This window comes from Rhizobium halophilum (genome assembly GCF_021648825.1).
In the GTDB taxonomy this organism is placed as follows: Bacteria; Pseudomonadota; Alphaproteobacteria; order Rhizobiales; family Rhizobiaceae; genus Neorhizobium; species Neorhizobium halophilum.
The window spans coordinates 319,678-343,396 of sequence record NZ_JAKJHS010000004.1 but is presented as its reverse complement, the minus strand read 5'-3'; the positions used below and the strand labels follow the sequence as shown (position 1 = coordinate 343,396).

The window sequence follows — 23,719 nt, the reverse complement described above, 5'->3', positions numbered from 1 at the left end:
GAACGCCCGTCACTCGGGCTGTGGCCACTGACGAGAAACACAAAACAACTGCCGGGCGGCTGAAAAGCCGCCCGCAGTTTCTTGCCGTGCGCGCTGGGGAAATGCGTCGAGGCAAGAACTTTCTAGTCGAAGTTCTTGATCGACAAGAGCCTGACACACAGGCACGCGTTGGTTTCACCGTCACCAAAAAGCACGGAAACGCCGTCGAACGAAACCGGATGCGACGCCGACTGAAAGAGGCGGTTAGACATTCTGCCGCGTTTGCAATGAAGCCGGGACACGATTATGTCATTGTCGCGCGGCGGGAGATCCTCACGATGCCCTTCGCCGAACTGACCGCCCAGCTTGTCGAGCGCATTACGGCACGGCCGAAACAAAAGCGGTCCGAGGAGGCCCGTTCCAGGAAAGCATGATGGAAAAAAACCGCAACTACTTCATCGCGATCGCCCTTTCGGTGGTGATCGTTCTTGCCTGGCAGTTCTTCTACATGAACCCGAGGATGGAGGCCCAGCAGCGCGCGCTGGAAGCGCAGCAGGCACTTCAGGGTGAAGCACCGCAGCCCGTCGCTCCAGAAAGCCCCGGCGTCACAAGCAGCGGCGCATTGCCAGGTGGAACACAGGCCGAGGCAACACAAAACCGTGAGCAGGCTGTTGCGGCAAGCCCGCGCATTGAAATCGACACCCCTGCCCTTTCCGGCTCTATCAATTTGGTGGGTGCGCGTTTCGACGACCTGAAGCTGCGCGAGTACCACGAGACCGTGGATGATGAGAGCCCGATCATCACGCTCTTCTCACCCGCCAACACCAGTGGCGGCTATTTCACGGAACTCGGCTACGTCCAGAGCGAGACGTCCGGTGCAGTTCCTGGGCCGGCCACGCAATGGACGCTTGCCAGCGGCGACACGCTCGCCGTCGATAGACCGGTCGTGCTGAGCTTCACCAACGACAAGGGCGTGGTCTTCAACCGGACCATTTCCATCGACGATCACTACCTGATCACCGTCACCGATCAGATTCAGAATCCGACGGGCGAGGCGGTGGCGGTCGCGCCATACGGTCGAGTCACCCGCTACAACAAGCCGGCGACCCCTTCCGTCTATGTCATCCACGAAGGCTTCATCGGCGTACTTGGCGAAAACGGCCTCATCGAGGAAAGCTATGGTGACGTCGAAGAGGAAGCGATAACCAACGCGAAGACGACGGGTGGATGGCTCGGCATCACCGACAAATACTGGGCAGCCACGCTGGTTCCGCCGCAGTCGCTGCCGTACGAGTCCCGCTTTACCCACTTCACTGATGGTCAGCCCCGTTTCCAGGCGGACTTCCGTAGCGACACCGTAACGGTGGAGCCGGGCCAGTCGGCAGAGGTTACGAATCTCGTCTTCGCCGGCGCCAAGGAAGTGCCGCTGGTCGACCAGTATGAGGAACAGTACTCGATCCCGCGCTTCGAACTCTTGATCGACTGGGGATGGTTCTACTTCATCACCAAGCCGATGTTCCACCTGATGGACTTCTTCTTCCGCTACTTCGGCAATTTCGGCGTAGCGATCCTGCTGACGACCATCGTCGTCAAGGCGATCTTCTTCCCGCTGGCCAGCAAGCAATATGCCTCCATGGCCAATATGAAGCGCGTGCAGCCGAAGATGGAAGAGTTGAAAGCAAAGCACGGCGACGATCGCATGGCCATGCAGCAGGCCATGATGCAGCTCTACAAGGAGGAGAAGATCAACCCGATCGCCGGCTGCTGGCCGATCCTCCTGCAGATCCCGGTGTTCTTTGCGCTCTACAAGGTGATCTACGTCACCATCGAGATGCGGCACGCGCCGTTCTTTGGCTGGATCCAGGATCTGTCCGCACCGGACCCGACGTCGCTGTTCAACCTGTTCGGGTTGCTGCCTTACGATGTCCCGGCCTTCCTGCTGATCGGTGTCTGGCCGCTGATCATGGGTGTTACCATGTGGCTGCAGATGCGCATGAACCCGACGCCGCCGGATCCGACCCAGGCGATGATCTTCAACTGGATGCCGCTGATCTTCACCTTCATGTTGGCAACCTTCCCGGCCGGCCTTGTGATCTACTGGGCATGGAACAACACCCTGTCCATCATGCAGCAGGCGCTGATCATGAAGCGGCACGGGGCGAAGATCGAGCTCTTCGACAACATCAAGGGGATGTTCCGGCGAAAGCCGGCCCCTACCAAATAATCAAAAGCCCCGGTCAATCCGGGGCTTTTTTGTTGGAGGCTGCCTTGCCGTCCGCCCCAGCTTGACAAGCAAGAGCAAAACCGGGAAGCCCTGCCTTCCAGGTATCCAGAAACGAGATGACCATGCCCGCGACCACGAACCCGGAAGAGAAGCCCCTCTTCGGCCGCCCCTGGATTTTCATCCGCGGCGTGCCATCGCTGAAATTCCTTCCGCCGGAAGGGCCGCTGGAGGTCGCTTTTGCCGGCCGCTCCAATGTGGGTAAGTCTTCGCTGATCAACGCCCTGGTTGGCCACAAGGGCCTTGCACGAACGTCGAACACGCCTGGGCGCACGCAGGAGCTCAATTACTTCGTGCCCGAGGGCTATTCCGGCGAGGGCGGCGACCTGCCGCCAATGGCACTCGTCGACATGCCGGGCTACGGCTATGCGCAGGCACCCAAGGACCAGGTGGATGCCTGGACGAAGCTCGTCTTCGACTATCTGCGGGGCCGGGCGACACTGAAGCGGGTGTATGTGCTGATCGACAGCCGCCACGGCGTCAAGAAGAACGACGAGGAGGTCCTGGACCTGCTCGACAAGGCAGCCGTGTCCTACCAGATTGTCCTTACTAAGACCGACAAGATCAAGGAGGCCGCCGTCCCGCGGCTGATCTCGGAGACTGCGGAGAAGATCCGCAAGCGACCGGCCGCCTATCCCGAGATTATTGCCACCTCCTCGGAGAAGGGGAAGGGGCTGGACGAGTTGCGCCAGACGATCGCCCGGACCGTCGGCTATTCCACCGTCTGATGCCGCGGTTCCATCTGAAACGATCCTGCGCTAAAACGCGCCGAACCAAATCACAGGGATATCCATGAGCGCGACCGACAGCGAACTGCAGGCGAAACTTCTGGCCCAGGCGCTGCCCTACATGCAGCGCTACGAGAACAAGACGATCGTCGTGAAATATGGCGGCCATGCCATGGGCGACACCGAGCTCGGCAAGGCCTTCGCGGCCGACATCGCGCTTCTGAAACAATCTGGTGTCAATCCGATCGTCGTCCACGGTGGCGGGCCGCAGATCGGCGCGATGCTGAACAAGATGGGCATCGAATCCAAATTCGAGGGCGGCCTGCGCGTCACCGATGCCAAGACGGTCGAGATCGTCGAAATGGTGCTTGCCGGCTCGATCAACAAGGAGATCGTGGCACTCATCAACCAGACCGGCGAATGGGCGATCGGACTCTGCGGCAAGGACGGCAATATGGTCTTCGCCGAGAAGGCGAAGAAGACCATCGTCGATCCCGATTCCAATATCGAGCGGGTGCTGGATCTCGGCTTCGTCGGTGAAGTGGTCGAGGTGGACAGGACCTTGCTCGACCTTCTGGCAAAGTCCGAGATGATCCCCGTCATCGCGCCGGTTGCTCCCGGCCGCGATGGCGCGACCTACAACATCAATGCGGATACCTTCGCCGGCGCGATCGCCGGCGCACTGCGCGCAACGCGCCTGCTGTTCCTCACGGACGTTCCGGGCGTCTTGGACCGGAACAAGCAATTGATCAAGGAACTCTCGGTCGCGGAAGCCCAGGCGCTGATCAAGGACGGCACGATCTCGGGCGGCATGATTCCCAAAGTCGAGACTTGTATCGAGGCGATCAAGGGAGGTGTCCAGGGCGTTGTGATCCTGAACGGCAAGACGGCGCATTCCGTACTGCTCGAGATATTCACCGAGCACGGGGCGGGCACACTGATCGTTCCTTGAAGTCAGATCAGGACGAGTGCCAGGATACCCAGCACGATCAACAGGCAGCCGGCGATCTCCAGCCGGTTGATGTGCTCCTTGAACACGAAGACGGACGAGGCGAAGGTGAAAAGCATCTCCACCTGCGCAAGCGCCTTGATGACCGCGGCCGGCTGAAGTGTCATGGCGGTGAACCAGCCGAAGGACGCGGTGGCACCGACGAAGCCGACGAGAACAGCTGGACGCCAGGCGGCAGCGACCTTCAGCAACTGCTCCCGCTCCTTGATGACCATCCATGCCAGCATGACCACCGCCTGCATGATGATGACCATCATCAGCGTGTAACCCGCCTGTACCACCGGATCGGGTCCTGGGAGGCTCGGTGCGAGCGAGAGTGAGGCATAACGGTAGGAGACGCCGGAAATCCCGAACAGCAAGCCGGATAAGAGGCCGAAGACCGCCGTACGGCTGCCGACCGAGGTAACCAGGGATCGCAGCGTCAACTCTGTCCTCGCGACCGATATGAGCATCACACCGACGACAGAGATCGTGATCGCAAGGATCGTGCCGATCGTTACCGTCTCCCCTACCAGCACCAGGGCCACGAGCGCTGCCTGTGCCGGTTCGGTTCGCGAATAGGCGGTTCCTACCGCAAAATTCCGGAAGGCGAAGATGTAGACCAGCAGGAAAGTGGCGCCTATTTGAGCTAGGCCACCGGCCACGGCCCATAGCCAGAAGCCGGTGTTTGAAACAGGCATGGGCCGCCCGAGCCCATAATGCAGGATCGCCATATAGGCGAGGGCAAATGGCACGCCATAGCCAAAGCGGACGAAGGTCGCGCCGGTGGTATTCAGCCGGCCGCGCAGGTGCTTCTGCAGCGCCGAACGCATGTTCTGCAGGAAGGCCGACGCTACCGTGATGGGAATCCAGAGTTCCATGCCGTCGCCGCTAGCACCAAGTATCATCTTCGCCAAGGGCACTTCGGCTTGCCTACAGCGTTAGGCGTTTTCTTTGTCAGCCACAGAGTGCATAAAACCTTATGACCCAGCCGAAGACCTCCCCAGAACCCGCCGATTTCACTCACGTGACGGAATGGGTGTTCGATCTCGACAACACGCTCTACCCCCACCACGTCAACCTGTTCTCGCAGATCGACAAGAACATGAGTGCCTTCGTGGCGGAACTCCTGCAACTGGAGCCGGACGAGGCTCGTGCGTTGCAGAAACGCTATTATCATGAACACGGGACCACGCTGCAGGGGCTGATGCTCCACCACGGCATAAACCCGGACGAGTTCCTGGAGCGCGCCCACGCCATCGATTACTCGCCGCTCATGCCGCATCCTGAACTAGGCGAGGCGATTAAGGCACTGCCGGGCCGCAAGTTCATCTTCACCAATGGCAGCGTGCCACATGCGGAAGCCGCTGCCCGCGCACTCGGCATCCTCGACCACTTCGACGACATCTTCGACATCGTGGCAGCCGACTACGTGCCGAAGCCTGCCGGTGCGACCTATGACAAATTTGCGAGCCTTCACCGCGTTGAAACGAAGAAGGCAGCGATGTTCGAGGACCTTCCGCGCAATCTGCAGGTACCAAAGGCGCTCGGGATGCGTACGGTCTTGTTGACGCCGAGGAACCTTGACGACGTCCTGATTGAGCGATGGGAGCGTCTGAGCGCGGAAGACGACCATATTGATTACGTCACCGACGACCTTGCGAGTTTCCTAACCGGCCTGGTCTCTCGCTGAACCTTACCGAAGTTTCATCCACGTTACGGATGTTTAAGTGGTTCTTCCTGGGGGGCCGCCGTAGCTTGAAGCTATAGAGCAACCAAAGGAAGGAGCCTCTCGATGAAGACCAAGAAGGTTATTCTCGCATCACTCGCCGCCGTTCTCGTGGCCGGTACGGCGCTGCCAAGCTTTGCGGCTCCCGGACGCGATGGTCCTCGTCACGGCGGCAGGGGCGGCATGATGCAGGAGATGATGTTCGTCCGTCTGCTGAAGACCGCGGATACCGACAAGGATGCCAAGATCACCAAGGAAGAGGTTTCAGCAAGGCAGGAGGCACTTTTCTCAGAGGTCGATGCTGACAAGGACGGAACCCTGATCCCAGGTGAACTTCGTGCCTATCGAAAGGCCAAGATGGAAGAGTTCCGCAAGGAGCGGGCGGAGCGGCGCGAGGAACGTCGACAGGAAACATCGCAGGCTGGAGAAGAAGCTGACAGCGAGGACCGCGCCGAGCACCGCGGAGATCGTGACCGTCGGCACGGTGGCCATCGCTGGGGCATGAATCACGGCCGCATGGGCGGGATGCAACTGATACGCCATGCTGACACCGACGAAAACGGCCAGTTCAGCAAGGCCGAAGTGGGTGCCGCCGTCGACAAGATGTTTACCCGTATGGATCGCAACGGCGACGGTGTGATCACCATCGACGACCTGCCGGACCGCCCCTTCTAATTGTCCCGATTAGAACGGCACGTCGTTGAACCCGCCCCACCGCCAGGGGCGGGTTTCTCGTTCTAATGCTCGTAGTAGTCGCCGATGATCTTCCAGGCTTCGTCGGCCGTTTCGACAAAATTAATGAGGTCCAGATCTTCCGGGGCGATCGTGCCGAAATCGGCCAGTGCCTGCCAGTTGACGATCCGGTGCCAGAAGTCCTTGCCGAAAAGGATGAAGGGGATTTTCTCCATGCGTCCCGTCTGGATGAGTGTTAGGGCTTCGAACATCTCGTCCATCGTGCCGAACCCGCCAGGGAAGATGGCAATCGCCTTGGCGCGCATCATCAGGTGCATTTTGCGGATGGCGAAGTAGTGGAAGTTTAGGCTGAGTTCGGGCGTCACGTAGGGGTTGGGCGCCTGCTCATGCGGAAGCACCACATTGAACCCGACTGTGGGTGCGCCGGCTTCCACAGCACCGCGATTACCGGCCTCCATGACACCTGGCCCCCCACCAGTCACCACAACATATTCCTGATGATCGTGTTTCTCACCGTGCAAGGCGCAGAGGTTTGCGAACTTGCGGGCTTCCTCGTAATAGGCTGAGGCCCCCTCCAGGTTCTTGCGCTGAGTCTCGTTTCGCGCCGCCCAGGGCGCCTGGCCCGGCGCTGGGATCCGCGCGCCGCCAAACAGAACCACCGTCGACTTGATTCCATGCTCGGCCAGGATCATCTCCGCCTTGAGGAGTTCCAACTGCAGACGGACGGGACGGAGTTCCTCACGGCATAGGAAGTCGTCATCTGCATAAGCGAGGCGATAGGAGGGCGACATCGATTGCGGCGTCTGGGGCACGCCGGCGGCGCTTCGCCGGTCGGTCGAACTGTCCTTGAGAGGGTCCCAGGCCCCGTCCTTGCGTCGCGGTTCGTCCTTCTTAAGCTTCGCCATGTCCTGCCTTCCAAGTCGGGCGCAAAGCGCCAATTCACGTTGACGGTAGAGTGACCGTCGCATAGATCAATCATCATCATCTGGCCAGCCGCCGGCCCCTATCCTACCCATGCGACGTTAAGGACTTCCCATGAGCAGCACGGATCTCACTTCCCTGGAAACGACCATCGAGACAGCCTTCGAACAACGAGACGGCGTTTCGGTTTCGACGAAGGGAGAGGTTCGCGATGCCGTCGACGCCGCGCTGAACCTTCTCGACTCCGGAAAGGCGCGCGTGGCGGAGCGCCAAGCTGACGGTTCCTGGAAGGTCAACCAGTGGCTGAAGAAGGCGGTGCTCCTGTCGTTCCGCCTCAATGACATGGAGGTCGTCAGAGGTGGCCCGGGCCAGTCGACCTGGTGGGACAAGGTGCCGTCGAAGTTTGAGGGCTGGGGCGAGAATCAGTTCCGGGCGGCTGCTTTCCGCGCCGTACCGAACGCGGTGGTTCGCCGGTCCGCCTATATCGCCCCCAACGTCATCCTCATGCCGTCCTTCGTGAACCTCGGCGCATATGTCGACGAAGGCACGATGGTCGACACCTGGGCAACTGTCGGCTCCTGCGCGCAGATCGGCAAGAACGTCCACCTTTCGGGCGGCGTCGGCATCGGCGGCGTACTTGAGCCCATGCAGGCCGGCCCGACCATCATCGAGGACAACTGCTTCATCGGTGCGCGTTCCGAAGTCGTCGAAGGCTGCATTATCCGTGAGGGCTCCGTGCTCGGCATGGGCGTCTTCATCGGCAAGTCGACAAAGATTGTCGATCGCGCCACGGGCGAAATCACCTATGGCGAAGTTCCGCCTTACTCGGTTGTCGTTGCAGGTACGATGCCCGGCAAGCCGTTCCCCAACGGCGAGATGGGCCCCGGCCTCTATTGCGCGGTGATCGTCAAGCGTGTGGATGAGAAGACACGCTCCAAGACCGGCATCAACGAGCTGCTGCGGGACTGATCCACAGCCATGCTTGCCACCAATCCGGTTGAAAACCTCCAGTCCCTCATCCGCTGCCGCTCTGTTACGCCTGCGGAGGCAGGGGCATTGTCAGCCTTGGAGTCCATGCTGGCACCGTTGGGCTTCCGGGTCGAGCGGATGATGGCGACTGCGGAAGGCACTCCGGACGTCGAGAATCTTTATGCGCGGATTGGCAATGCCGGGCCGCACCTGATGTTTGCAGGGCACACAGACGTCGTCCCGCCGGGAGACGAAGCCGACTGGTCGCATCCACCCTTTGCGGCCGACATCGTCGATGCGATGCTTTTCGGCCGCGGAGCTGTGGATATGAAGGGCGGCATCGCCTGTTTCGTTGCTGCCGTCGCAAGGCACATCGAAAAACACGGTCCGCCCAAAGGATCCCTTTCCTTCCTGATTACGGGAGACGAGGAAGGTCCCGCGATCAATGGAACGGAAAAACTCCTCCGTTGGGCGGCGGAAAGAGGTGAAACCTGGGATGCCTGCCTGGTCGGTGAACCAACCAACCCGGACGAGCTGGGCGACATGATCAAGATCGGTCGACGCGGATCGCTGTCGGGACGGATCACTGTTCAAGGCGTGCAGGGGCATGCCGCCTATCCGCATCTTGCGGACAACCCCATCCGCGGCCTCCTGCAATTGACCCACGCATTGATGGATGCGCCATTCGACCACGGCACGGACAACTTCCCGCCTTCCAACCTGGAGGTGACTTCCTTCGACACCGGCAATCCGGCGGTCAACGTGATACCCGCCAAGGCTACCGCGGCCTTCAACATCCGCTTCAACGACACATGGACGGTCGAGACCCTGCAGCAGGAGATTCTGCGACGTCTGGATTCGGCGGCGACAAACGGTGCCTTGCGGCCCAACCGCGATCGCGTGCGCTACGCAATCGAGTGGAACGAGCGGCCGAGCCATGTCTTCCTGACACGCAATGATCCCTTGATCGAGTCACTGACAGTGGCGGTCGAGCGGGTGACGGGCCGCCGTCCCACCCTCTCCACGACAGGCGGGACATCCGATGCCCGCTTTATCAAGGACTATTGCCCCGTCGTTGAGTTCGGCCTCGTTGGGCAGACCATGCACATGGTCGACGAACGGGTGGCGGTGGCGGATCTGGAGACGCTGACCGATATCTACGACAGCTTCATCGACAATTGGTTCGACCATGCCCGGACCGCTTGAGGTCAGGTTCTACCTCGCCGCGCTTTGGCAACTCGTCCGCGGTGATGCTGCAGGGCTCCGCAGGCTCGACCTTTCCGATCGGGGCCTGATGCGCTCGTTCTGGGCGATCCTCTGGTGCTTCCCAGCGATGACCATATCCTGGGTCTGGTGGCGCGCGCTCTTCCTGCGCGGCATGCCGGAAGAAGCCAGCGTCGGTGGGTTGTTCTTCTTCCGCCTAGGCATGCTGGAGCTCGCCAACTGGCTGGTTCCACTGATCCTGATCGGGCTTCTGGCCTGGGGGCTTGGCTTGGGGCGCAAATACTATGCCATGGTCGTGGCGGTAAATTGGCTATCCGTGCCGTTTGCCTATGCCTACGCGCTCCTTAGCCTGCTGCTGATGGTGACACCCGGCCTGACCGGGCTCTTGTCGTTGATCTGGCTCTTCCTGATGATGGCACTGGTGTTTTCCATCTCGCGCATTTTCCGGGTTATTTGCGGCCCGCATCCGCTGATGGTTGCAACACTGACACTGGTAATGATCGTGCCCATCATGCTGCTGTCAGACACGCTGGAGCGGTTCCTCGGCATCTATCCCGGCTAAGCTTTAGGGATCGTCTGGATAATCCACCTTCATGAAGTAGAGCCCTTCGGGCGGCGCGACCGGCCCACATTCCTTTCGGTCGCGTGCCTCCAGCGCCGCACGAACATCCGCGGGCGTCGTCTTGCCCTCGCCCGCAAGCTTCAGCGTGCCGGCAAAGGAGCGGATCTGATTGTGCAGGAAACTCTGCGCCGACGCGCGGATCTCGATCAGGTCCCCCTGCCGCGTCACGTCCAGCCGGTCGAGCGTCCGCAAAGGGCTTGTCGCCTGGCAATGGGCGGAACGGAAAGTGGTGAAGTCGTGATGGCCAACGAGCGTTTGCGCCGCCGCGTGCATGGCCTCGTGGTTCAGCGGCTTCGGCACCCACCAAGCCCGGTTTGCCTCGAGCGCCAGCGGCGCGGGACGGTTGATGATGCGGTAAAGATAGTGCCGCTTGACGGCCGAGAAGCGAGCATCGAACGTCTCGTCGACTGCCGTGACGTCGATGATCGCAACCTTTTCGCCGGCCATCCCCAAATGCGCGTTGAGCGCATTGCGCAACGTGTAGGGCTTCCAGTCGCGAGCAAGGTCCGCATGAATGACCTGGCCTTGCGCATGGACGCCTGAATCAGTCCGGCCGGCGCCGCGGACTGAGACGGTCTCGCCCGTCAGCGACAGGATGCCGTTCTGGAGCGCGGCCTGAACCGAGTGGCCGTTCTCCTGCATCTGCCAGCCGACATAGGTCGTGCCGTCATACTCGACGGTCATGCGAAAGCGGGGCATCAGCCAAGCCTCGTGCCGGGCGGTAAAGGCGTGCCGCGCAGGAAGTCGGCGGCTGGAAGCTGCTTGCCGCCCGCCTTCTGCAGGCGGGTGAGCCGGACCGCATTCGCGCCGCAGGCTATGGTGAGCATGTTGTCAAGGACGGTGCCGGCGTCCCCCTCGCCTTCAGCAAGGTCGGAGGCGAGCACCTTCACGCGCTCGGGACGTCCGTTGATTTCGACCTCGAACCATGCACCCGGGAAAGGTGACAGACCGCGGATATGGTTGTGAACCTCCTGTGCCCCTCGCGAGAAGTCTATGCGCGTCTCGGTCTTGTCGATTTTTGAGGCGTAGAGGACGCCGTCGTCCGGCTGAGGCGTCAGCGGCAGATCGCCCCCTTCGAGCTTCTCCATCGCCTCGAGCATGGCGCGGGCGCCGACAAGCATCAACTGGTCATGGAGTTCGCCAGCCGTGGTGTTGTCGCCAATGTCCACCTCGCGGGTAAGGGCGACCGGGCCGGTGTCGAGCCCCTTCTCCATCTTCATGACCATCATGCCGGTCGTCTTGTCGCCAGCCATGATCGCTCGCTGAATGGGCGCCGCTCCGCGCCAGCGAGGCAGAAGCGAAGCATGGCCATTGTAGCAGCCGAGCCGGGTGCCGAGCAGGATCGGCTCGGGAAGAAGCAGGCCGTAGGCCACGACCACCGCAACATCGGCGTTTAGCGCCCGAAATTGTTCGCGATCCGCCTCGTCCTTGAAGTTGAGCGGGGTGAAGACCGGAATCCCGAGGAGTTCCGCCGCCTGATGGACCGGCGACTTCTGCAGGTCGAGCCCACGGCGACCGCCGGGCCGCGGCGGCTGGCTGTAGACTGCGACGAGTTCATGCCCCGCCTCTTTAAGTGCGCGAAGCGTCGGGACCGAGAACTCGGGCGTTCCCATGAAGATGATGCGAAGGGTCATCGCGATCCTGTCTGCACTTTGCCGGCAACCTAGATGGTACGCAGCCGTCCGGCACCGAATGGCGGAACTTATACCGCGCGAGAACGGGCGGCCTTGGTGAACTTCTTGATCACCATCTCCCGCTTCAGCCGCGAAATGTGGTCGATGAAGAGGACGCCGTTGAGATGGTCGATCTCATGCTGGAGGCAGGTTGCAAGAAGCCCGTCCGCCTCGATGGTCTGCTGCTTGCCCTCGCGGTCCACGAACTTCACAGTCACCGTCGCCGGGCGCTCCACTTCGGCGTAATAGTCCGGAATCGAAAGGCAGCCTTCCTCATAGGTCGATCGTTCGTCGGAGGACGCAACGATAACCGGATTGATGAAGACCATCGGCCTGTTCTCTTCGTCCTCCTTGGAGACGTCGATCACAAGCATGCGGCGCGGCACGCCGATCTGGATCGCAGCGAGCCCAATCCCGGGCGCATCATACATCGTCTCCAGCATGTCATCGGCAAGACGGGTAATTTCGGCATCGACCTGCTCCACCGGTTTGGAGACCTGGCGCAGGAGCGGGTCGGGAAGAATGATGAGAGGCTTGATCGTCATGGCCTCCCATAGCGCATCTTTTTGATCGATGGAACAGGAGAGAACACCTTGTAGATGCGAGGGCGGCAGCGAAACGTTCATGATTTGATCTTTTTGCTGCGGCAATATCTGCTAGGGTGGCGCAATGGAAAACCTTACCTCCCTCTTCCGCTCACTTGGAGCATCACCCGACAGCCCTTGGATGGCGATCCTTGGTGTAGCAGCGTTCGCAGCCATCTTACTCTGGCTTGCGGCCTCTTCTCGGCGGAGAGCGGCCCAACTTGTGCGGCAGGCGGAGCAGTCGGAGGCACGCCTGGCCGAACTGATGCGCAGCCAGGCGGAGATGCAAGGGCGCCTGGCGACAATGGCCGAGACGTTGTCTCAGCGCCAATCGGAGCTGAACCAGGCGGTGAACCAGCGGCTCGACGGCATGAGCCATCGACTCGGCAACACGATCACGGAACAGACGAAGTCGACGCATGAGAACCTGCGCCTCCTGCAGGAGCGGCTGGCGGTGATCGATGCGGCGCAGAATAACATCCAGACGCTGGCAAAGGACGTCGTCGGGCTGCAGGCAATCCTTTCCAACAAGCAGACGCGCGGCGCATTCGGCCAGGGCCGGATGGAAGCGATCATTGCCGATGGCCTGCCCATGGGGGCCTACGAGTTCCAGGGCCAGCTTTCCAACGGCAAACGTCCGGACTGCCTGATCCGGATGCCGAACGGTGCCCCACCGCTGGTGATTGACGCGAAGTTTCCCCTCGAAGCCTGGAATGCATTTCGGGACGTTGCCGCCCCGGAGGCACGCAAGGCCGCGGCGGCGCAGTTCCGACGGGACCTCGAGGTCCACATCCGTGACATCTCGGAGAAGTACCTGATCAACGGCGAGACGCAGGAGATTGCCTTCCTGTTCGTGCCTTCGGAGTCAATCTTCGCCGAGATCCACGAGCACTTCGACGCGGTCGTGCAGAAAGCGCAGCGGTCGCGCGTGGTCATCGTCTCCCCGTCGCTGCTGATGCTGTCGATCCAGGTTATCCAGGCCGTTCTGAAGGACCAGCGGATGCGGGAACAGGCGCATCTCATCCAGGGTGAGGTCGCCATCCTGATGGAGGACCTCGGAAGGCTGGATGACCGGACCCGCAAGCTGCAGGGGCATTTCCTTGCCGCACAGCGCGACGTGGAGCAGATCCTGATATCATCCGAGAAGCTGACCCGGCGCGGCGCCAAGATCAGTGCACTGGAGCTTGAGCACGCAGGCGGTACATCACGGGAGCCGCAGTCCGAGCCGGGGCCGTCGCATGCCGTGGAGAGCCGTACCGGCCTTCTCAAGCTGCGGGTGGTTGACGAGGAGTGAGCGCCTCGGGCAGTGTCGCCCGACTTTTGGACGACGCAGAGAGACCACAGCATGATCACCGTCCTCGGCTCCATCAATATGGACCTCATTGCCAGCACTCCCCGCCTTCCCGAGCCGGGTGAAACGGTTGCCGGCACGGGCTTCTCGACAGCCGCCGGCGGCAAGGGTGCCAACCAGGCATTGGCAGCCCGGCGGGCAGGCAGCACTGTACGCATCGCCGGGGCTGCCGGTCGGGATGCATTCGCCGACCCCGCCCTTGCGCTGCTTTCCGATGCGGGCGTGGGCCTATCCGCCGTCAACCGGGTTGACGGCCCCACCGGCACGGCGCTGATCCTGGTCGGCGGCGATGGCGAAAACATGATTGCCGTGGTGCCGGGAGCCAACGGAACGGTGACCGCAACCCAAGCAAAGGAAGCGGTCGACGCCATGGCCGCGGGCGATGTGCTGATGCTCCAGCTGGAAGTCCCGAGCGAAGCAGTCGAGGCAGCGCTTCAGGCGGCCAAATCGAAGGGTGTAACATCCATCCTCAACACCGCCCCAATCACCAGCGATGCCGTACGGCTGGCAAAGCTCGCTGACATCGTCATTAGCAACGAAAGCGAATTCGAACTCCTGATCGACCAATCAGGGCTGACGCCGGAGAAGCGGCTGGAGGCGCTGCAGCAACTCCACGCAGAAACCGGCCAGACCTTTGTCATTACCCTTGGGGCCGATGGCGTCGTTGCAGCGCGTGACGGAAAGCTACATCAGGTCCAAGGACTGACGATCATTCCCGTTGACACTGTCGGTGCAGGCGACACGTTCTGCGGCTATCTCGCAGCAGGGATCGACAGCGGGCTCTCCTTCGAGGAGGCTTTGCGGCGGGCAGCCGTAGCGGGATCGCTGGCCTGCCTGAAGCACGGTGCCCAGCCTTCCATCCCAACGGCAGCCGAGGTTGCGGGCCACCTCTAAGGCTGGCCAGCTTCTCTTCAGAGGCGAGCGACCCTTTCCGCCAGCAGTGCGTAAAAGCCATCGGCATCGACGTTTCGCAGAACCGTTGCGTTCGGCTCGCGGCCCGAAACGCGCCACCAGTCGACCACGGTCATTCCCACCGTCAGCTCCGACTGTGTCTCGATCTCGACATTGCAGTGGCGGCCGGAGAAAAGCTCTGGCTTCAGCAGGTAGGCGATCACCGTCGGGTCGTGCAGCGGGCCACCCTCCGAACCGTACTTCTCTTCGTCAAAGCGCTCAAAGAACGCCAGCCAATCAACGAGAACCTGCGCTGGGCGCGTTCCCAACGCGGCGATCTTCGCCACACGTTCTTTCGTGGTAAGCAGTTGGTGCGTCACGTCGAGCGGGATCATGACGATTGGCATGCCCGAGGCAAACACCGTCGCTGCGGCTTCCGGATCGACATAGATATTGAATTCCGCCGCCGGCGTGATGTTGCCGCCCTCGAAGAAACCGCCCCCCATCAACACCAGTTCGCGGACACGCCCAGCGATCGCCGGCTCCTTCTGCAAGGCAAGCGCCACATTCGTGAGCGCGCCAAGCGTGCACACGGTTACTGTGCCGGATGGTTCGCGCATGAGCGTCTCGACAATGAAGTCGACGGCATGCTGGGGTTGCACTGCCATCGTTGGCTCCGGCAGCTCTGCACCATCAAGGCCCGTACGCCCGTGAACATGCTCCGCCGTCACCAGCTGACGCGACAGAGGGCGCCCTGCACCTTCGTATACCTTCGCGTCCGTGCGTCCGCAAAGTTCGCACACGATCCGGATGTTGCGGCTGGTCAGGGAAAGCGGGACATTCCCGGCAACGGCGCAAAGACCCAGTACGTCAAGCTCATCTGGGCTGGCAAATGCCAGCATGATGGCAGCTGCGTCATCCTGCCCTGGATCCGTGTCAATGATGATCTTTCTGCGCTCTGCCATGTCACCTTCCGCGATCAATTTGCGGCCCTAGCTACACGTGAGCCTAACCCGAAGCAATGCCAGCGGCTTGCGCTGCTGATCCGCTGTTCCCATATTCCGGTTACCCACGGCGCCATCATCTGGGCCGAATATTGGTCGCTTTGATAAGGACTGACAGATGAACCGCATCACGCCATTTGCGAGCCCGCTGCTTCTCGGGTTCGACGCGATGGAGAAGACCCTGGAGCGCCTCGCCAAGGCGAACGACGGCTATCCGCCCTACAATATAGAGCGGCTCCAGGCAAATGCCGCAGGTGATCCGGAGCGCCTTCGCATCACCGTTGCCGTTGCCGGCTTTTCGGAGCACGAATTGGATGTCACGACAGAAGAGAACCAGTTGGTCATCCGGGGCAAGCAATCGGAGCAAGCGGATCGAGACTTCCTTTATCGGGGCATCGCCGCGCGGCAGTTCCAGCGGATGTTCGTGCTGGCGGACGGCATGCAGGTGGCTGGAGCAACACTTCGAAACGGATTGCTTTCTGTTGATCTCATACGCCCGGAGCCGGCGCGGATGGTGCGAAAAATTAATATTTCCGTCTCAGAGTAGGAAGAACGACATCATCGTCGTGGTGCTCCTCAATGCTGGAGGCTGGAATGCTCCTCAAAGAAGCGAACATGCAGTTGACGCTCTCCGAGCTCGCCCATCTAGGGGCAGGAGAAGTCGGCTACATTCGCAAAATCCGTTCAGAAGACGTCTCTCGCTGCTTCCCTGAAGCACCCGAGATGGATCCAAACCTCGACCTCTGGGCGCTTTTTGGCGCAGACGGCACGCCGATACTCCTGACGGACAATCGATCCAGCACTTTCTTCAAAGCTGCGGAAGACGATCTGAAAACCGTCAGCCTGCACTGACCATCAGATCGTTCGGAACGTGAGGTAGGCCGACGAGCGACCTTCACGGCGAGCCTTGGCCTCATAACGCGTACCGGGCCAGCCCGTGAAGGGCGTCAACCAATCTGATGCCTCTTCTGCGGTCCATTCGAAGCCGCCATGATCGCGGCAGTGGATCAGGGTCCAGTTGACATAGGTATCGATGTCCGAGGCGAACAAGAAGAGCCCGCCGGGCTTCAGCACCCGATGAAACCGGGCGAGGTTCACTTCTGAGACGAAGCGGCGCTTCCAGTGCTTCCGCTTTGGCCAAGGATCCGGATAAAGCAAATCGATACGATCGACGGATGCCTCCGGAAGCCAGTCAAGCACCTGAGTCGCATCGTCGTCGTAAAGGCGAATGTTGTGCAATCCGAGCTCGCTCACCCGCCCCACAAGCTTTGCCATCGAATTGACGAAGGGCTCGACGCCGATAAAGCCAACACCCGGGCTCTCTTGAGCACGGTGTAACAAGTGTTCACCGCCGCCGAAGCCAATTTCCAGCCGCACCTCATTGACCGCAACCGGAAACAGCTCCGCCAGGCTTTCCGACGGTTTGATCTCCAGGTCCAGCTTCAACTTGGGAAGCACTGTCGCTAGACCTTCGGCCTGTCGCTCACGTAGCGGCTTTCCCTTCCGGCGTCCGAAGAAGGCTTCGGTGGAGCGGCTCGGGTGCTGCTGATCGGTCATTGGCAGGGTCTTTCAGTAACAGGAAAAGCGGGCGCTTTGAGAGCCACCCGCTTTACAGTTTTCTCGGAGCCTCCGTAAAGGCCATCAAGCAGCCTTCAAGGCTTCCTTCAGCGGCTTGACCAGATCGATCTTCTCCCAGGAGAAAGATCCGTCGCGACCAGGCTTGCGCCCGAAATGGCCATAGGCAGCAGTCTTGGCGTAGATTGGCTTGTTGAGGTCGAGATGCCGGCGGATGCCAGAGGGCGAGAGATCCATGACTGCGCGGATGGCCCGCTCGACCTGTTCCTCGCTCACACCGTTGCCTGTACCATGAAGATCAACATAGATCGACACAGGCTGGGCGATGCCAATAGCATAGGCGATCTGAATGGTGCAGCGTTCGGCAAGACCGGCGGCAACCACGTTCTTCGCGAGGTAGCGAGCCGCATAGGCCGCGGAGCGGTCCACCTTGGTGGTGTCTTTCCCTGAGAAAGCTCCGCCACCATGCGGAGCAGCGCCGCCATAGGTGTCGACGATGATCTTGCGCCCGGTCAGTCCAGCATCACCATCAGGTCCGCCGATTACGAACTTGCCGGTGGGATTGATATACCACTTGCAATCCTCGGCCACCGGCAGATCCCCGAGTGCCTCTTTGATATAGGGCTCAACCACAGAACGGACTTTGTCGGAATCCCAGCTTCCATCAAGATGCTGCGTCGACAGCACGATGGATTCGACACAGGCTGGCTTACCTCCATGATAGCGGACGGTCACCTGGCTCTTTGCATCCGGACCAAGCTTGCCGACATCCCCCTCGCCCTTCTTGCGAGCGGCTGCGAGCAACTGAAGAATCTTGTGCGAGTAATAGATAGGGGCCGGCATCAGATCCGGCGTTTCCTTGCAGGCGTAACCGAACATAATTCCCTGGTCGCCAGCACCCTCGTCGCCCTGCTTGTCGGCCGCACTGTCGACGCCCTGCGCAATGTCTGCGGACTGCGAGTGCAGAAGAACATCGATCTTCGCATTCTTCCAGTGAAATCCGTCTTGCGCATAGCCGATGTCGCGAATCGCCTTGCGAGCGGCCGACTTGAACTTCGACGGGTTGATGACGTCCTGTCCGTCCTTGTCCTTCTTCATCAGGCTTGCGGGCAAACGAACCTCTCCGGCAATCACCACGCGGTTGGTGGTGGCGAGCGTTTCGCATGCAATCCGCACAGACCATGGGTCCGTCCCCGATTTCCCCGCTTCACGGTAGACGAGATCCACGATCTCGTCCGATATCCGGTCGCAGACCTTGTCGGGGTGGCCTTCCGCTACAGACTCGCTGGTGAAGAGATAGTTCTCGCGCATTTTCGGGATTCCCCTCAAAGAAATAACAGCTCATGTGTTAGTGGCTAGCTCGGCCAAAGACAAGCACATAAATATATCTTTATATGTCAAAGTCGAGCGAGCCTGAGATCATCCCATAAAAAAAGCGGCTGGAAAGCCGCTCTTGGAGGGAAGGAGGGAGCGCCTAGTCGCCTTCAGCTTCCGCGGCCAACGATTTTACCAAGTCCACCAGACGCCGCCGCACCTTAGGATCTGATATCTTGACGAAAGCGCGGTTCAACTGCAGCCCTTCTGAAGACGAGAGGAAATCCACGACGTAATTGGAGCTCGACGCTTCCTCCATGCCGCCTGCAGTCGCCGGGTGCTCTCCCGGCGCGTCTTCAAAGAAGAAGGATACGGGCACGTTGAGAATGCTGGAAATATTCTGAAGACGGCTCGCTCCGACGCGGTTCGTGCCCTTTTCGTACTTCTGGATCTGCTGGAAGGTGATCCCCAAGCTTTCGCCCAGCTTTTCCTGGCTCATCCCGAGCATGGTGCGGCGAAGCCGGATACGGCTTCCGACATGGATGTCGATCGGGTTCGGTTTCTTTTTGTTTTCAATCATGATCTTATCCTGAAACTTGCTACGCGGTGAACCCGGTCGGTCAATCATGTTCAAGCGTCTGTGGCTAATCCGTGGCTGGGACCCAACGACGCCGCCATGAAGCACATGAGGGTCACTATGCGATTTAGGGGGTTTTTGGTCAATTCGCAGCTGATGTAAAACCCCTGCGCGCCGCAGATGCAATCAAGAACATCAGAATCAGGATGCCCCAGGCGTGCAAATTTCGTGCAGAACTGTCCCAGCTCCGCACAGACAACGATCCAAGGCGGGCGTCGACCACCCCTTTGGAGTTGAAATGCAGACCTTTCACGACACGCCCGAAGGGATCGACTACGGCCGAAATCCCGCTGTTGGCACCGCGAACCAAAGGAAGACCATTTTCAACTGCGCGGATCCGCGCCTGCTGGAAATGTTGATAGGGCCCAGGCGTATCACCGAACCAGGCATCGTTGGTGACGTTCAAAATGGCATCCGCACCATGGATGGCGTCTCCTATCTCCTGTGGAAAAATTACCTCGTAGCAGATCAAGGGAAACAGGCTGAACCCGCTTGGCAGCGTCAGCAGGGAGCGTTGAGCTCCAGCGGTGAAGCCGCCGGGGAGTGCCACAAGATTGTCGATGCCCCAGTCTCTTAGCCAGCCTTCGAACGGAACATACTCGCCGAAGGGCGTCAGGTGGACCTTGTCTGTCGCAGCAAGGATTTCCCCGTTAGAGCCGACGACATAAATCGAGTTGTAGAAGCGGGGAGCGTTGCCAGCCGCACCATATTCAACACGCACCGCCCCTGCGACCAAGATCTGGCCCTCCTGCAGAACCTCTGCAATACGCGACAGAGCATCTTTGTTCTCGGTGAGGATGAAGGGGACCGAAGTCTCCGGCCATACGATGATATCGGGACGAACCGAAGGCTCCTGCGGCGGCAGAGCGGTCAAGGAGAGATGCTCCTCAAAAATCTCTGTCCTATCCTTGTTCTCCAGCTTTCGGGATTGGTCTACAACCGGCTGCACCAGCCGGACTATAGGCGCATCCTCCTCTACTGGGGCATCTGCAACGGCAAGCCGATAGGCTCCATATCCGATGTGGGCTCCAAGGAGGCAACTGCCTGCAGCCAATCCTATCCCAAGGCCTCGACGAGTCCCGAAGAGGGCGGGAATGGAAAAAACGAAGACTGCCAGGGTGGTGACGCCCAGCAGTCCGATGACGCCTGCCGCCTGCATCAGCATCGGCATCGGCATCGCGCCATAGCCGACCGCGTTCCAGGGGAAACCGGTGGCCGCGAAGCCGCGGAGCCATTCGGCGATGCCGAAGCCGAAAGCGAGTGCCGCCAGCCGGCCCAAACCGTCCGACCACAGAATGGCTGCGACCATTGTGGCAAATCCGTAGAAAAGTGCGAGAAAGGCCGGCAGTCCAAGGACTGCCAGCGGAATTGCCCAGGCGAAGTCATCGGCTTCAACCAACAAGGCATTTCCAAGCCACCAGAGGCCCGCTACGAAGTAGCCAAGGCCGAACAACCAGCCGAGGAAAAATGCCGAACGCAAGCGCGAAACGGTGCCGCCTCCCGGGTGGGATGCCAGACCGTCCAGCAGCCATACGAGAACGGAAAAGGAGAGGAAGAGGGCGGCAAATACGTTGAAGGGGGGGAGCGCCAAAGCACCCACGGCTCCGGCAGCAATCGCCACGGCAATACGAGGCATCCCCCAGAGAAGCATTGTCCTGCCCGCCAGCCGCTCCATGTGAACGCTTCCCTTAGCCCCCGAATCAGGTCTGCAGTTTTTCAGAATTTGTAGTCTCTGTCGTCCCTTGCAAGACGATGCAGGCGGTTAATGGTGTTGCTCGCCCACGGGCGACGTCTCCGTGACCGGAGCCTCCTGATGCACTCGGTTCACCTCAACCGTTGCTGCCTCAGCCTCACCCTTTATCTGGCGCCGACGCGCTAGCGCGCGCTTACGCACCACCCGGACGCGCTTGATACGGCGCGGATCGGCCTCGAGGATATGGAACTCAAATCCTGGCAGGGCCTGGACGACCTCGCCCCTAACCGGGATGCGGCCCAGGGCCGAAAAAATCAGGCCACCAAGCGTATCAACGTCCTCCATGCTGTCACGAATGTCGAAATCGGACCCTATGGCCTTCGCAATTTCCTCGAGCTCGATACGCGCATCCGCAACGAAAATGTCCTCACCCGTACGAGAAAACATCACTTCTTCGTCGTCATGCTCATCCTCAACATCGCCGATAACCATCTCAACGATATCTTCGTGGGAGACCAGTCCGTCAGTACCGCCGTACTCGTCGATTACAAGCGCCATCTGTGTGCGCGCCGCCTGCATGCTCTGGAGCAAATCGGAGGCGAGCATCGACGGCGGCACGAAGAGGATCTTGCGGATGAGCCCAGCGTCCGAAACGGTTTTGCTGAGGTCGACACGACCGAGGTCGAACGCCGCCTTTGGCACACGAGCGGGCTTCTCCACCTTCTCGTTGACGAGCGGCATTGGCTCCGAGGGAGCTGCCGAACGGGGCCGTGCCCGGCGCTTGTTGCGGGCTTGCTTGGCGAGGTAAGAGAGAAGATCACGGATATGAACAAAGCCGCGCGGGTCGTCGAGCGTCTCGCAGTATACCGGCATGCGTGAGCGACCGGTCTCTTCGAAGAGGATCATGAGGTCGCCCAGCGTCATCGTCATGTCCACCGCTTCGATGTCGGCTCGCGGCACCATGACATCTTCCACCCGAACTTCGCGAAACCGCAGGATGTTGTGCAGCATCGCCCGCTCCTCAGGGGAGAACGCGCTGCTGACACTGGCATCTGTGAGAAGTGCATCGGCGAGATCTTCTCGAAGGCGCTCGCCCTGCGCCGGTCGCAGAAGCCTTAGTGCACGGGCCCAGAAGGAGGAATTGTTCCGGGTCGAGATTTCCAGTCGTTGCGGACTACTGCCTTCTTCCGAAGAATTGTCCGAACCGTCCTTGCCCTCGTGGGCAACAAGTGTCGAGATTTCGTTCATTGTTCCAAGCTAGCTGATCGGGTCTTGCCCCGCATAGGGATCAGATAGGCCAAGAGTGGCCAAAATGCGAGTCTCGAGCGCTTCCATCCGTTCGGCCTCGGGGATTTCCATGTGGTCGTAGCCGAAAAGGTGCAGGAAACCGTGCACCAGCAGATGGATCAAATGGCTCTCTGCATCTTTCTCAAGCTCAGTCGCTTCTCTCTCCACCGTCTCTCGCGCGATGACTATGTCGCCAAGCATGGGGCCCGGCATCTTCCCGGGAAGGAGAGGAAAGGCAGGGAAAGACAGCACGTTAGTTGGCTTGTCCTGGCCCCGCCATTCAGCGTTGATCTCTCTGATTGCTTCGTCGTCGGTGAATACCAAAGAGAGTTCGGCAGGATCCGGCGGGAACGGCTGCGCTTCCTCCGCCTCCAAATACGCGGCAGCCACGGTCAGTACTCGTTGGGTGAGCTGCTGAAGCTTCTCCTCGCCGGGCCAGTGATCGTCTTCCACGCTGATCTGGATGTCTAGGTTGGGCATGGCATGCCGACCGCGCTAGCGGCCGGTTTCTCCGCTTTCCTCGTGTACATCGTATTGGGCGTCGTATGCCTTGACGATCCGGCCAACGAGAGGATGGCGAACGACATCGACGTCCTTGAAACGCACCACAGAGAGTCCTTCCACATCCTTTAGGATATGGAGCGCTTCAACCAGTCCCGATTTCACGCCGCGCGGGAGGTCGACCTGGCTGGGATCGCCGGTCACGATCATCCGGGCGTTTTCGCCCAAACGCGTCAGGAACATCTTCATCTGCATCGAGGTGGTGTTTTGCGCTTCATCGAGGATCACGGCAGCATTGGAAAGCGTACGTCCGCGCATGAAGGCAAGGGGCGCAATCTCGATTACACCTGCGGTGATTGCACGCTCGACCTTGTCGCCGGGAATCATGTCGTAGAGTGCGTCATAGAGCGGCCGCAGGTAAGGATCGACCTTTTCCTTCATATCGCCCGGCAGAAAGCCCAAGCGCTCACCAGCTTCAACGGCTGGACGAGAGAGAATGATCTTGTCCACCGCTCCGCGCTCCAAAAGCTGCGCGGCATGTGCAACAGCCAGATACGTCTTGCCGGTACCGGCGGGACCGACACCGAACACGAGCTCCGACCGCTCCAGGGCACGCATGTAGGCGTCCTGGGTAGGAGTGCGGGCAGCGATGGTCTTCTTGCGAGTCGAGATCTGCGCCATGCTGAGCTTGGCCTTGCGTTCCATTGTCGGCAGCTGCAGTTGATCATCAGCCGCCATGGCCATACGGATCGCACCCTCAACATCCGAGGTTTCAACACTTGCCCCCCTCTGAAGGCGGTCGTAGAGAAAATCGAGAGCGCGGCGAGCCTGGTTCGTCGCCGTTACATCTCCCGATATAGTGACCGAATTGCCGCGGGCGCGGGCGTCCACATGGAGCCGTTGCTCAATCAGCTTCAAATTCTGGTCGAACTGTCCAAAAAGCTCGCTGGCGAACCTGTTGTTCTCGAACGTGAGCACGAAGTGGTTGGCGTCGGTCGCAGCAGTTCTTGGTTGACGTGCGGGTGAAGAAACCAGTTCGTTTGCGTTCAAGTAGGCAAGCTCCTCGCCATGTCGT

At 60.3% G+C, this 23,719-nt stretch carries 26 protein-coding genes; 13 read left to right on the top strand and 13 right to left on the bottom strand.

Annotation, left to right across the window (positions count from 1 at the left end; all coding sequences use genetic code 11):
• The first annotated feature begins 20 nt into the window (after positions 1 to 20).
• From rnpA to argB, 4 genes are all read left to right on the top strand, one after another.
• Positions 21 to 413 carry a ribonuclease P protein component gene (gene rnpA, locus LXM96_RS11190; protein ID WP_394801935.1) on the top strand — a complete coding sequence of 131 codons (393 nt, stop codon included), beginning with the start codon at positions 21 to 23 and terminating at the stop codon, positions 411 to 413.
• Positions 413 to 2,203, top strand: coding sequence for a membrane protein insertase YidC (gene yidC / locus LXM96_RS11185; protein WP_394801942.1), 1,791 nt, complete (start codon positions 413 to 415; stop codon positions 2,201 to 2,203). Before rnpA ends, yidC begins: the two co-directional genes overlap by 1 nt.
• Positions 2,204 to 2,325: 122 nt before the next feature.
• A complete protein-coding gene (gene yihA, locus LXM96_RS11180; RefSeq protein ID WP_239998535.1) occupies positions 2,326 to 2,988 on the top strand; it encodes a ribosome biogenesis GTP-binding protein YihA/YsxC in 663 nt (220 codons plus the stop codon).
• Positions 2,989 to 3,052: 64 nt separating this feature from the next.
• Positions 3,053 to 3,940 carry an acetylglutamate kinase gene (argB, locus tag LXM96_RS11175; RefSeq protein WP_239998534.1) on the top strand — a complete coding sequence of 296 codons (888 nt, stop codon included), beginning with the start codon at positions 3,053 to 3,055 and terminating at the stop codon, positions 3,938 to 3,940.
• Positions 3,941 to 3,942: 2 nt separating this feature from the next.
• On the opposite strand, the gene LXM96_RS11170 is transcribed toward argB, so the two are convergent.
• Positions 3,943 to 4,857, bottom strand: a complete 915-nt coding sequence (locus LXM96_RS11170; RefSeq protein ID WP_239998591.1) for a DMT family transporter — start codon at positions 4,855 to 4,857, stop codon at positions 3,943 to 3,945.
• Between the two features lie 101 nt (positions 4,858 to 4,958).
• Between LXM96_RS11170 and LXM96_RS11165 the strand changes: the two genes are divergently transcribed.
• Positions 4,959 to 5,669, top strand: a complete 711-nt coding sequence (locus LXM96_RS11165; RefSeq protein WP_239998533.1) for a pyrimidine 5'-nucleotidase — start codon at positions 4,959 to 4,961, stop codon at positions 5,667 to 5,669.
• 102 nt (positions 5,670 to 5,771) lie between these two features.
• A complete protein-coding gene (locus tag LXM96_RS11160; protein ID WP_239998532.1) occupies positions 5,772 to 6,380 on the top strand; it encodes an EF-hand domain-containing protein in 609 nt (202 codons plus the stop codon).
• Positions 6,381 to 6,442: 62 nt separating this feature from the next.
• Here LXM96_RS11160 and LXM96_RS11155 read toward each other — a convergent pair whose 3' ends face one another.
• Positions 6,443 to 7,303 (bottom strand): LOG family protein, encoded by an 861-nt coding sequence (locus LXM96_RS11155; RefSeq protein ID WP_239998531.1) that lies wholly within the window; start codon positions 7,301 to 7,303, stop codon positions 6,443 to 6,445.
• A gap of 130 nt (positions 7,304 to 7,433) precedes the next feature.
• Here LXM96_RS11155 and dapD point away from each other — a divergent pair, with 130 nt between their 5' ends.
• The 3 genes from dapD to LXM96_RS11140 are packed head-to-tail and all read left to right on the top strand — an operon-like array spanning position 7,434 to position 10,074.
• Positions 7,434 to 8,288, top strand: coding sequence for a 2,3,4,5-tetrahydropyridine-2,6-dicarboxylate N-succinyltransferase (gene dapD / locus LXM96_RS11150; protein ID WP_239998530.1), 855 nt, complete (start codon positions 7,434 to 7,436; stop codon positions 8,286 to 8,288).
• A 9-nt stretch (positions 8,289 to 8,297) separates the two neighbouring features.
• Entirely contained in the window at positions 8,298 to 9,494 is a 1,197-nt protein-coding gene (dapE, locus tag LXM96_RS11145; protein WP_239998529.1) for a succinyl-diaminopimelate desuccinylase, read from the top strand.
• Positions 9,478 to 10,074, top strand: coding sequence for a hypothetical protein (locus LXM96_RS11140; RefSeq protein ID WP_239998528.1), 597 nt, complete (start codon positions 9,478 to 9,480; stop codon positions 10,072 to 10,074). Before dapE ends, LXM96_RS11140 begins: the two co-directional genes overlap by 17 nt.
• Before the next feature lie 3 nt (positions 10,075 to 10,077).
• Here LXM96_RS11140 and truA read toward each other — a convergent pair whose 3' ends face one another.
• The 3 genes from truA to def form a co-directional block, all read right to left on the bottom strand.
• Positions 10,078 to 10,833 carry a tRNA pseudouridine(38-40) synthase TruA gene (truA, locus tag LXM96_RS11135; protein WP_239998527.1) on the bottom strand — a complete coding sequence of 252 codons (756 nt, stop codon included), beginning with the start codon at positions 10,831 to 10,833 and terminating at the stop codon, positions 10,078 to 10,080.
• A complete protein-coding gene (fmt, locus tag LXM96_RS11130; protein ID WP_239998526.1) occupies positions 10,833 to 11,768 on the bottom strand; it encodes a methionyl-tRNA formyltransferase in 936 nt (311 codons plus the stop codon). Before fmt ends, truA begins: the two co-directional genes overlap by 1 nt.
• Before the next feature lie 68 nt (positions 11,769 to 11,836).
• Positions 11,837 to 12,352, bottom strand: a complete 516-nt coding sequence (def, locus tag LXM96_RS11125) for a peptide deformylase (RefSeq protein ID WP_239998525.1) — start codon at positions 12,350 to 12,352, stop codon at positions 11,837 to 11,839.
• A 181-nt stretch (positions 12,353 to 12,533) separates the two neighbouring features.
• Here def and LXM96_RS11120 point away from each other — a divergent pair, with 181 nt between their 5' ends.
• Both LXM96_RS11120 and LXM96_RS11115 read left to right on the top strand, forming a co-directional pair.
• On the top strand, positions 12,534 to 13,685 hold the full coding sequence (locus tag LXM96_RS11120; protein ID WP_239998590.1) for a DNA recombination protein RmuC: 1,152 nt from the start codon (positions 12,534 to 12,536) through the stop codon (positions 13,683 to 13,685).
• A 51-nt stretch (positions 13,686 to 13,736) separates the two neighbouring features.
• The gene (locus LXM96_RS11115; RefSeq protein WP_239998524.1) at positions 13,737 to 14,636 is read left to right on the top strand and encodes a ribokinase; all 900 of its coding nucleotides are present in this window, start codon (positions 13,737 to 13,739) and stop codon (positions 14,634 to 14,636) included.
• Between the two features lie 17 nt (positions 14,637 to 14,653).
• Here the strand turns inward: LXM96_RS11115 and LXM96_RS11110 are convergent, their stop codons facing one another.
• The gene (locus tag LXM96_RS11110) at positions 14,654 to 15,598 is read right to left on the bottom strand and encodes a nucleoside hydrolase (RefSeq protein ID WP_239998523.1); all 945 of its coding nucleotides are present in this window, start codon (positions 15,596 to 15,598) and stop codon (positions 14,654 to 14,656) included.
• 157 nt (positions 15,599 to 15,755) lie between these two features.
• Here LXM96_RS11110 and LXM96_RS11105 point away from each other — a divergent pair, with 157 nt between their 5' ends.
• Together LXM96_RS11105 and LXM96_RS11100 are read left to right on the top strand one after the other, a co-directional pair.
• A complete protein-coding gene (locus LXM96_RS11105) occupies positions 15,756 to 16,184 on the top strand; it encodes an Hsp20 family protein (protein ID WP_239998522.1) in 429 nt (142 codons plus the stop codon).
• A gap of 47 nt (positions 16,185 to 16,231) precedes the next feature.
• Positions 16,232 to 16,489 (top strand): BQ00720 family protein, encoded by a 258-nt coding sequence (locus LXM96_RS11100; protein WP_239998521.1) that lies wholly within the window; start codon positions 16,232 to 16,234, stop codon positions 16,487 to 16,489.
• Between the two features lie 3 nt (positions 16,490 to 16,492).
• Here LXM96_RS11100 and trmB read toward each other — a convergent pair whose 3' ends face one another.
• The 7 genes from trmB to LXM96_RS11065 form a co-directional block, all read right to left on the bottom strand.
• Entirely contained in the window at positions 16,493 to 17,194 is a 702-nt protein-coding gene (gene trmB, locus LXM96_RS11095; protein ID WP_239998520.1) for a tRNA (guanosine(46)-N7)-methyltransferase TrmB, read from the bottom strand.
• An 84-nt stretch (positions 17,195 to 17,278) separates the two neighbouring features.
• Positions 17,279 to 18,523: a methionine adenosyltransferase gene (metK, locus tag LXM96_RS11090; protein WP_239998519.1), complete on the bottom strand. Its 1,245-nt coding sequence runs from the start codon at positions 18,521 to 18,523 to the stop codon at positions 17,279 to 17,281.
• Between the two features lie 163 nt (positions 18,524 to 18,686).
• Positions 18,687 to 19,106 (bottom strand): helix-turn-helix domain-containing protein, encoded by a 420-nt coding sequence (locus tag LXM96_RS11085; protein ID WP_239998518.1) that lies wholly within the window; start codon positions 19,104 to 19,106, stop codon positions 18,687 to 18,689.
• Positions 19,107 to 19,245: 139 nt separating this feature from the next.
• Positions 19,246 to 20,838 carry an apolipoprotein N-acyltransferase gene (lnt, locus tag LXM96_RS11080; protein WP_239998517.1) on the bottom strand — a complete coding sequence of 531 codons (1,593 nt, stop codon included), beginning with the start codon at positions 20,836 to 20,838 and terminating at the stop codon, positions 19,246 to 19,248.
• 87 nt (positions 20,839 to 20,925) lie between these two features.
• Positions 20,926 to 22,104, bottom strand: coding sequence for a transporter associated domain-containing protein (locus tag LXM96_RS11075; protein WP_239998516.1), 1,179 nt, complete (start codon positions 22,102 to 22,104; stop codon positions 20,926 to 20,928).
• Between the two features lie 9 nt (positions 22,105 to 22,113).
• Complete coding sequence (gene ybeY, locus LXM96_RS11070; RefSeq protein WP_239998515.1) at positions 22,114 to 22,623, bottom strand: rRNA maturation RNase YbeY; 510 nt, start codon at positions 22,621 to 22,623, stop codon at positions 22,114 to 22,116.
• Between the two features lie 15 nt (positions 22,624 to 22,638).
• Positions 22,639 to 23,694, bottom strand: coding sequence for a PhoH family protein (locus LXM96_RS11065; protein ID WP_239998514.1), 1,056 nt, complete (start codon positions 23,692 to 23,694; stop codon positions 22,639 to 22,641).
• Positions 23,695 to 23,719: the final 25 nt, after the last annotated feature.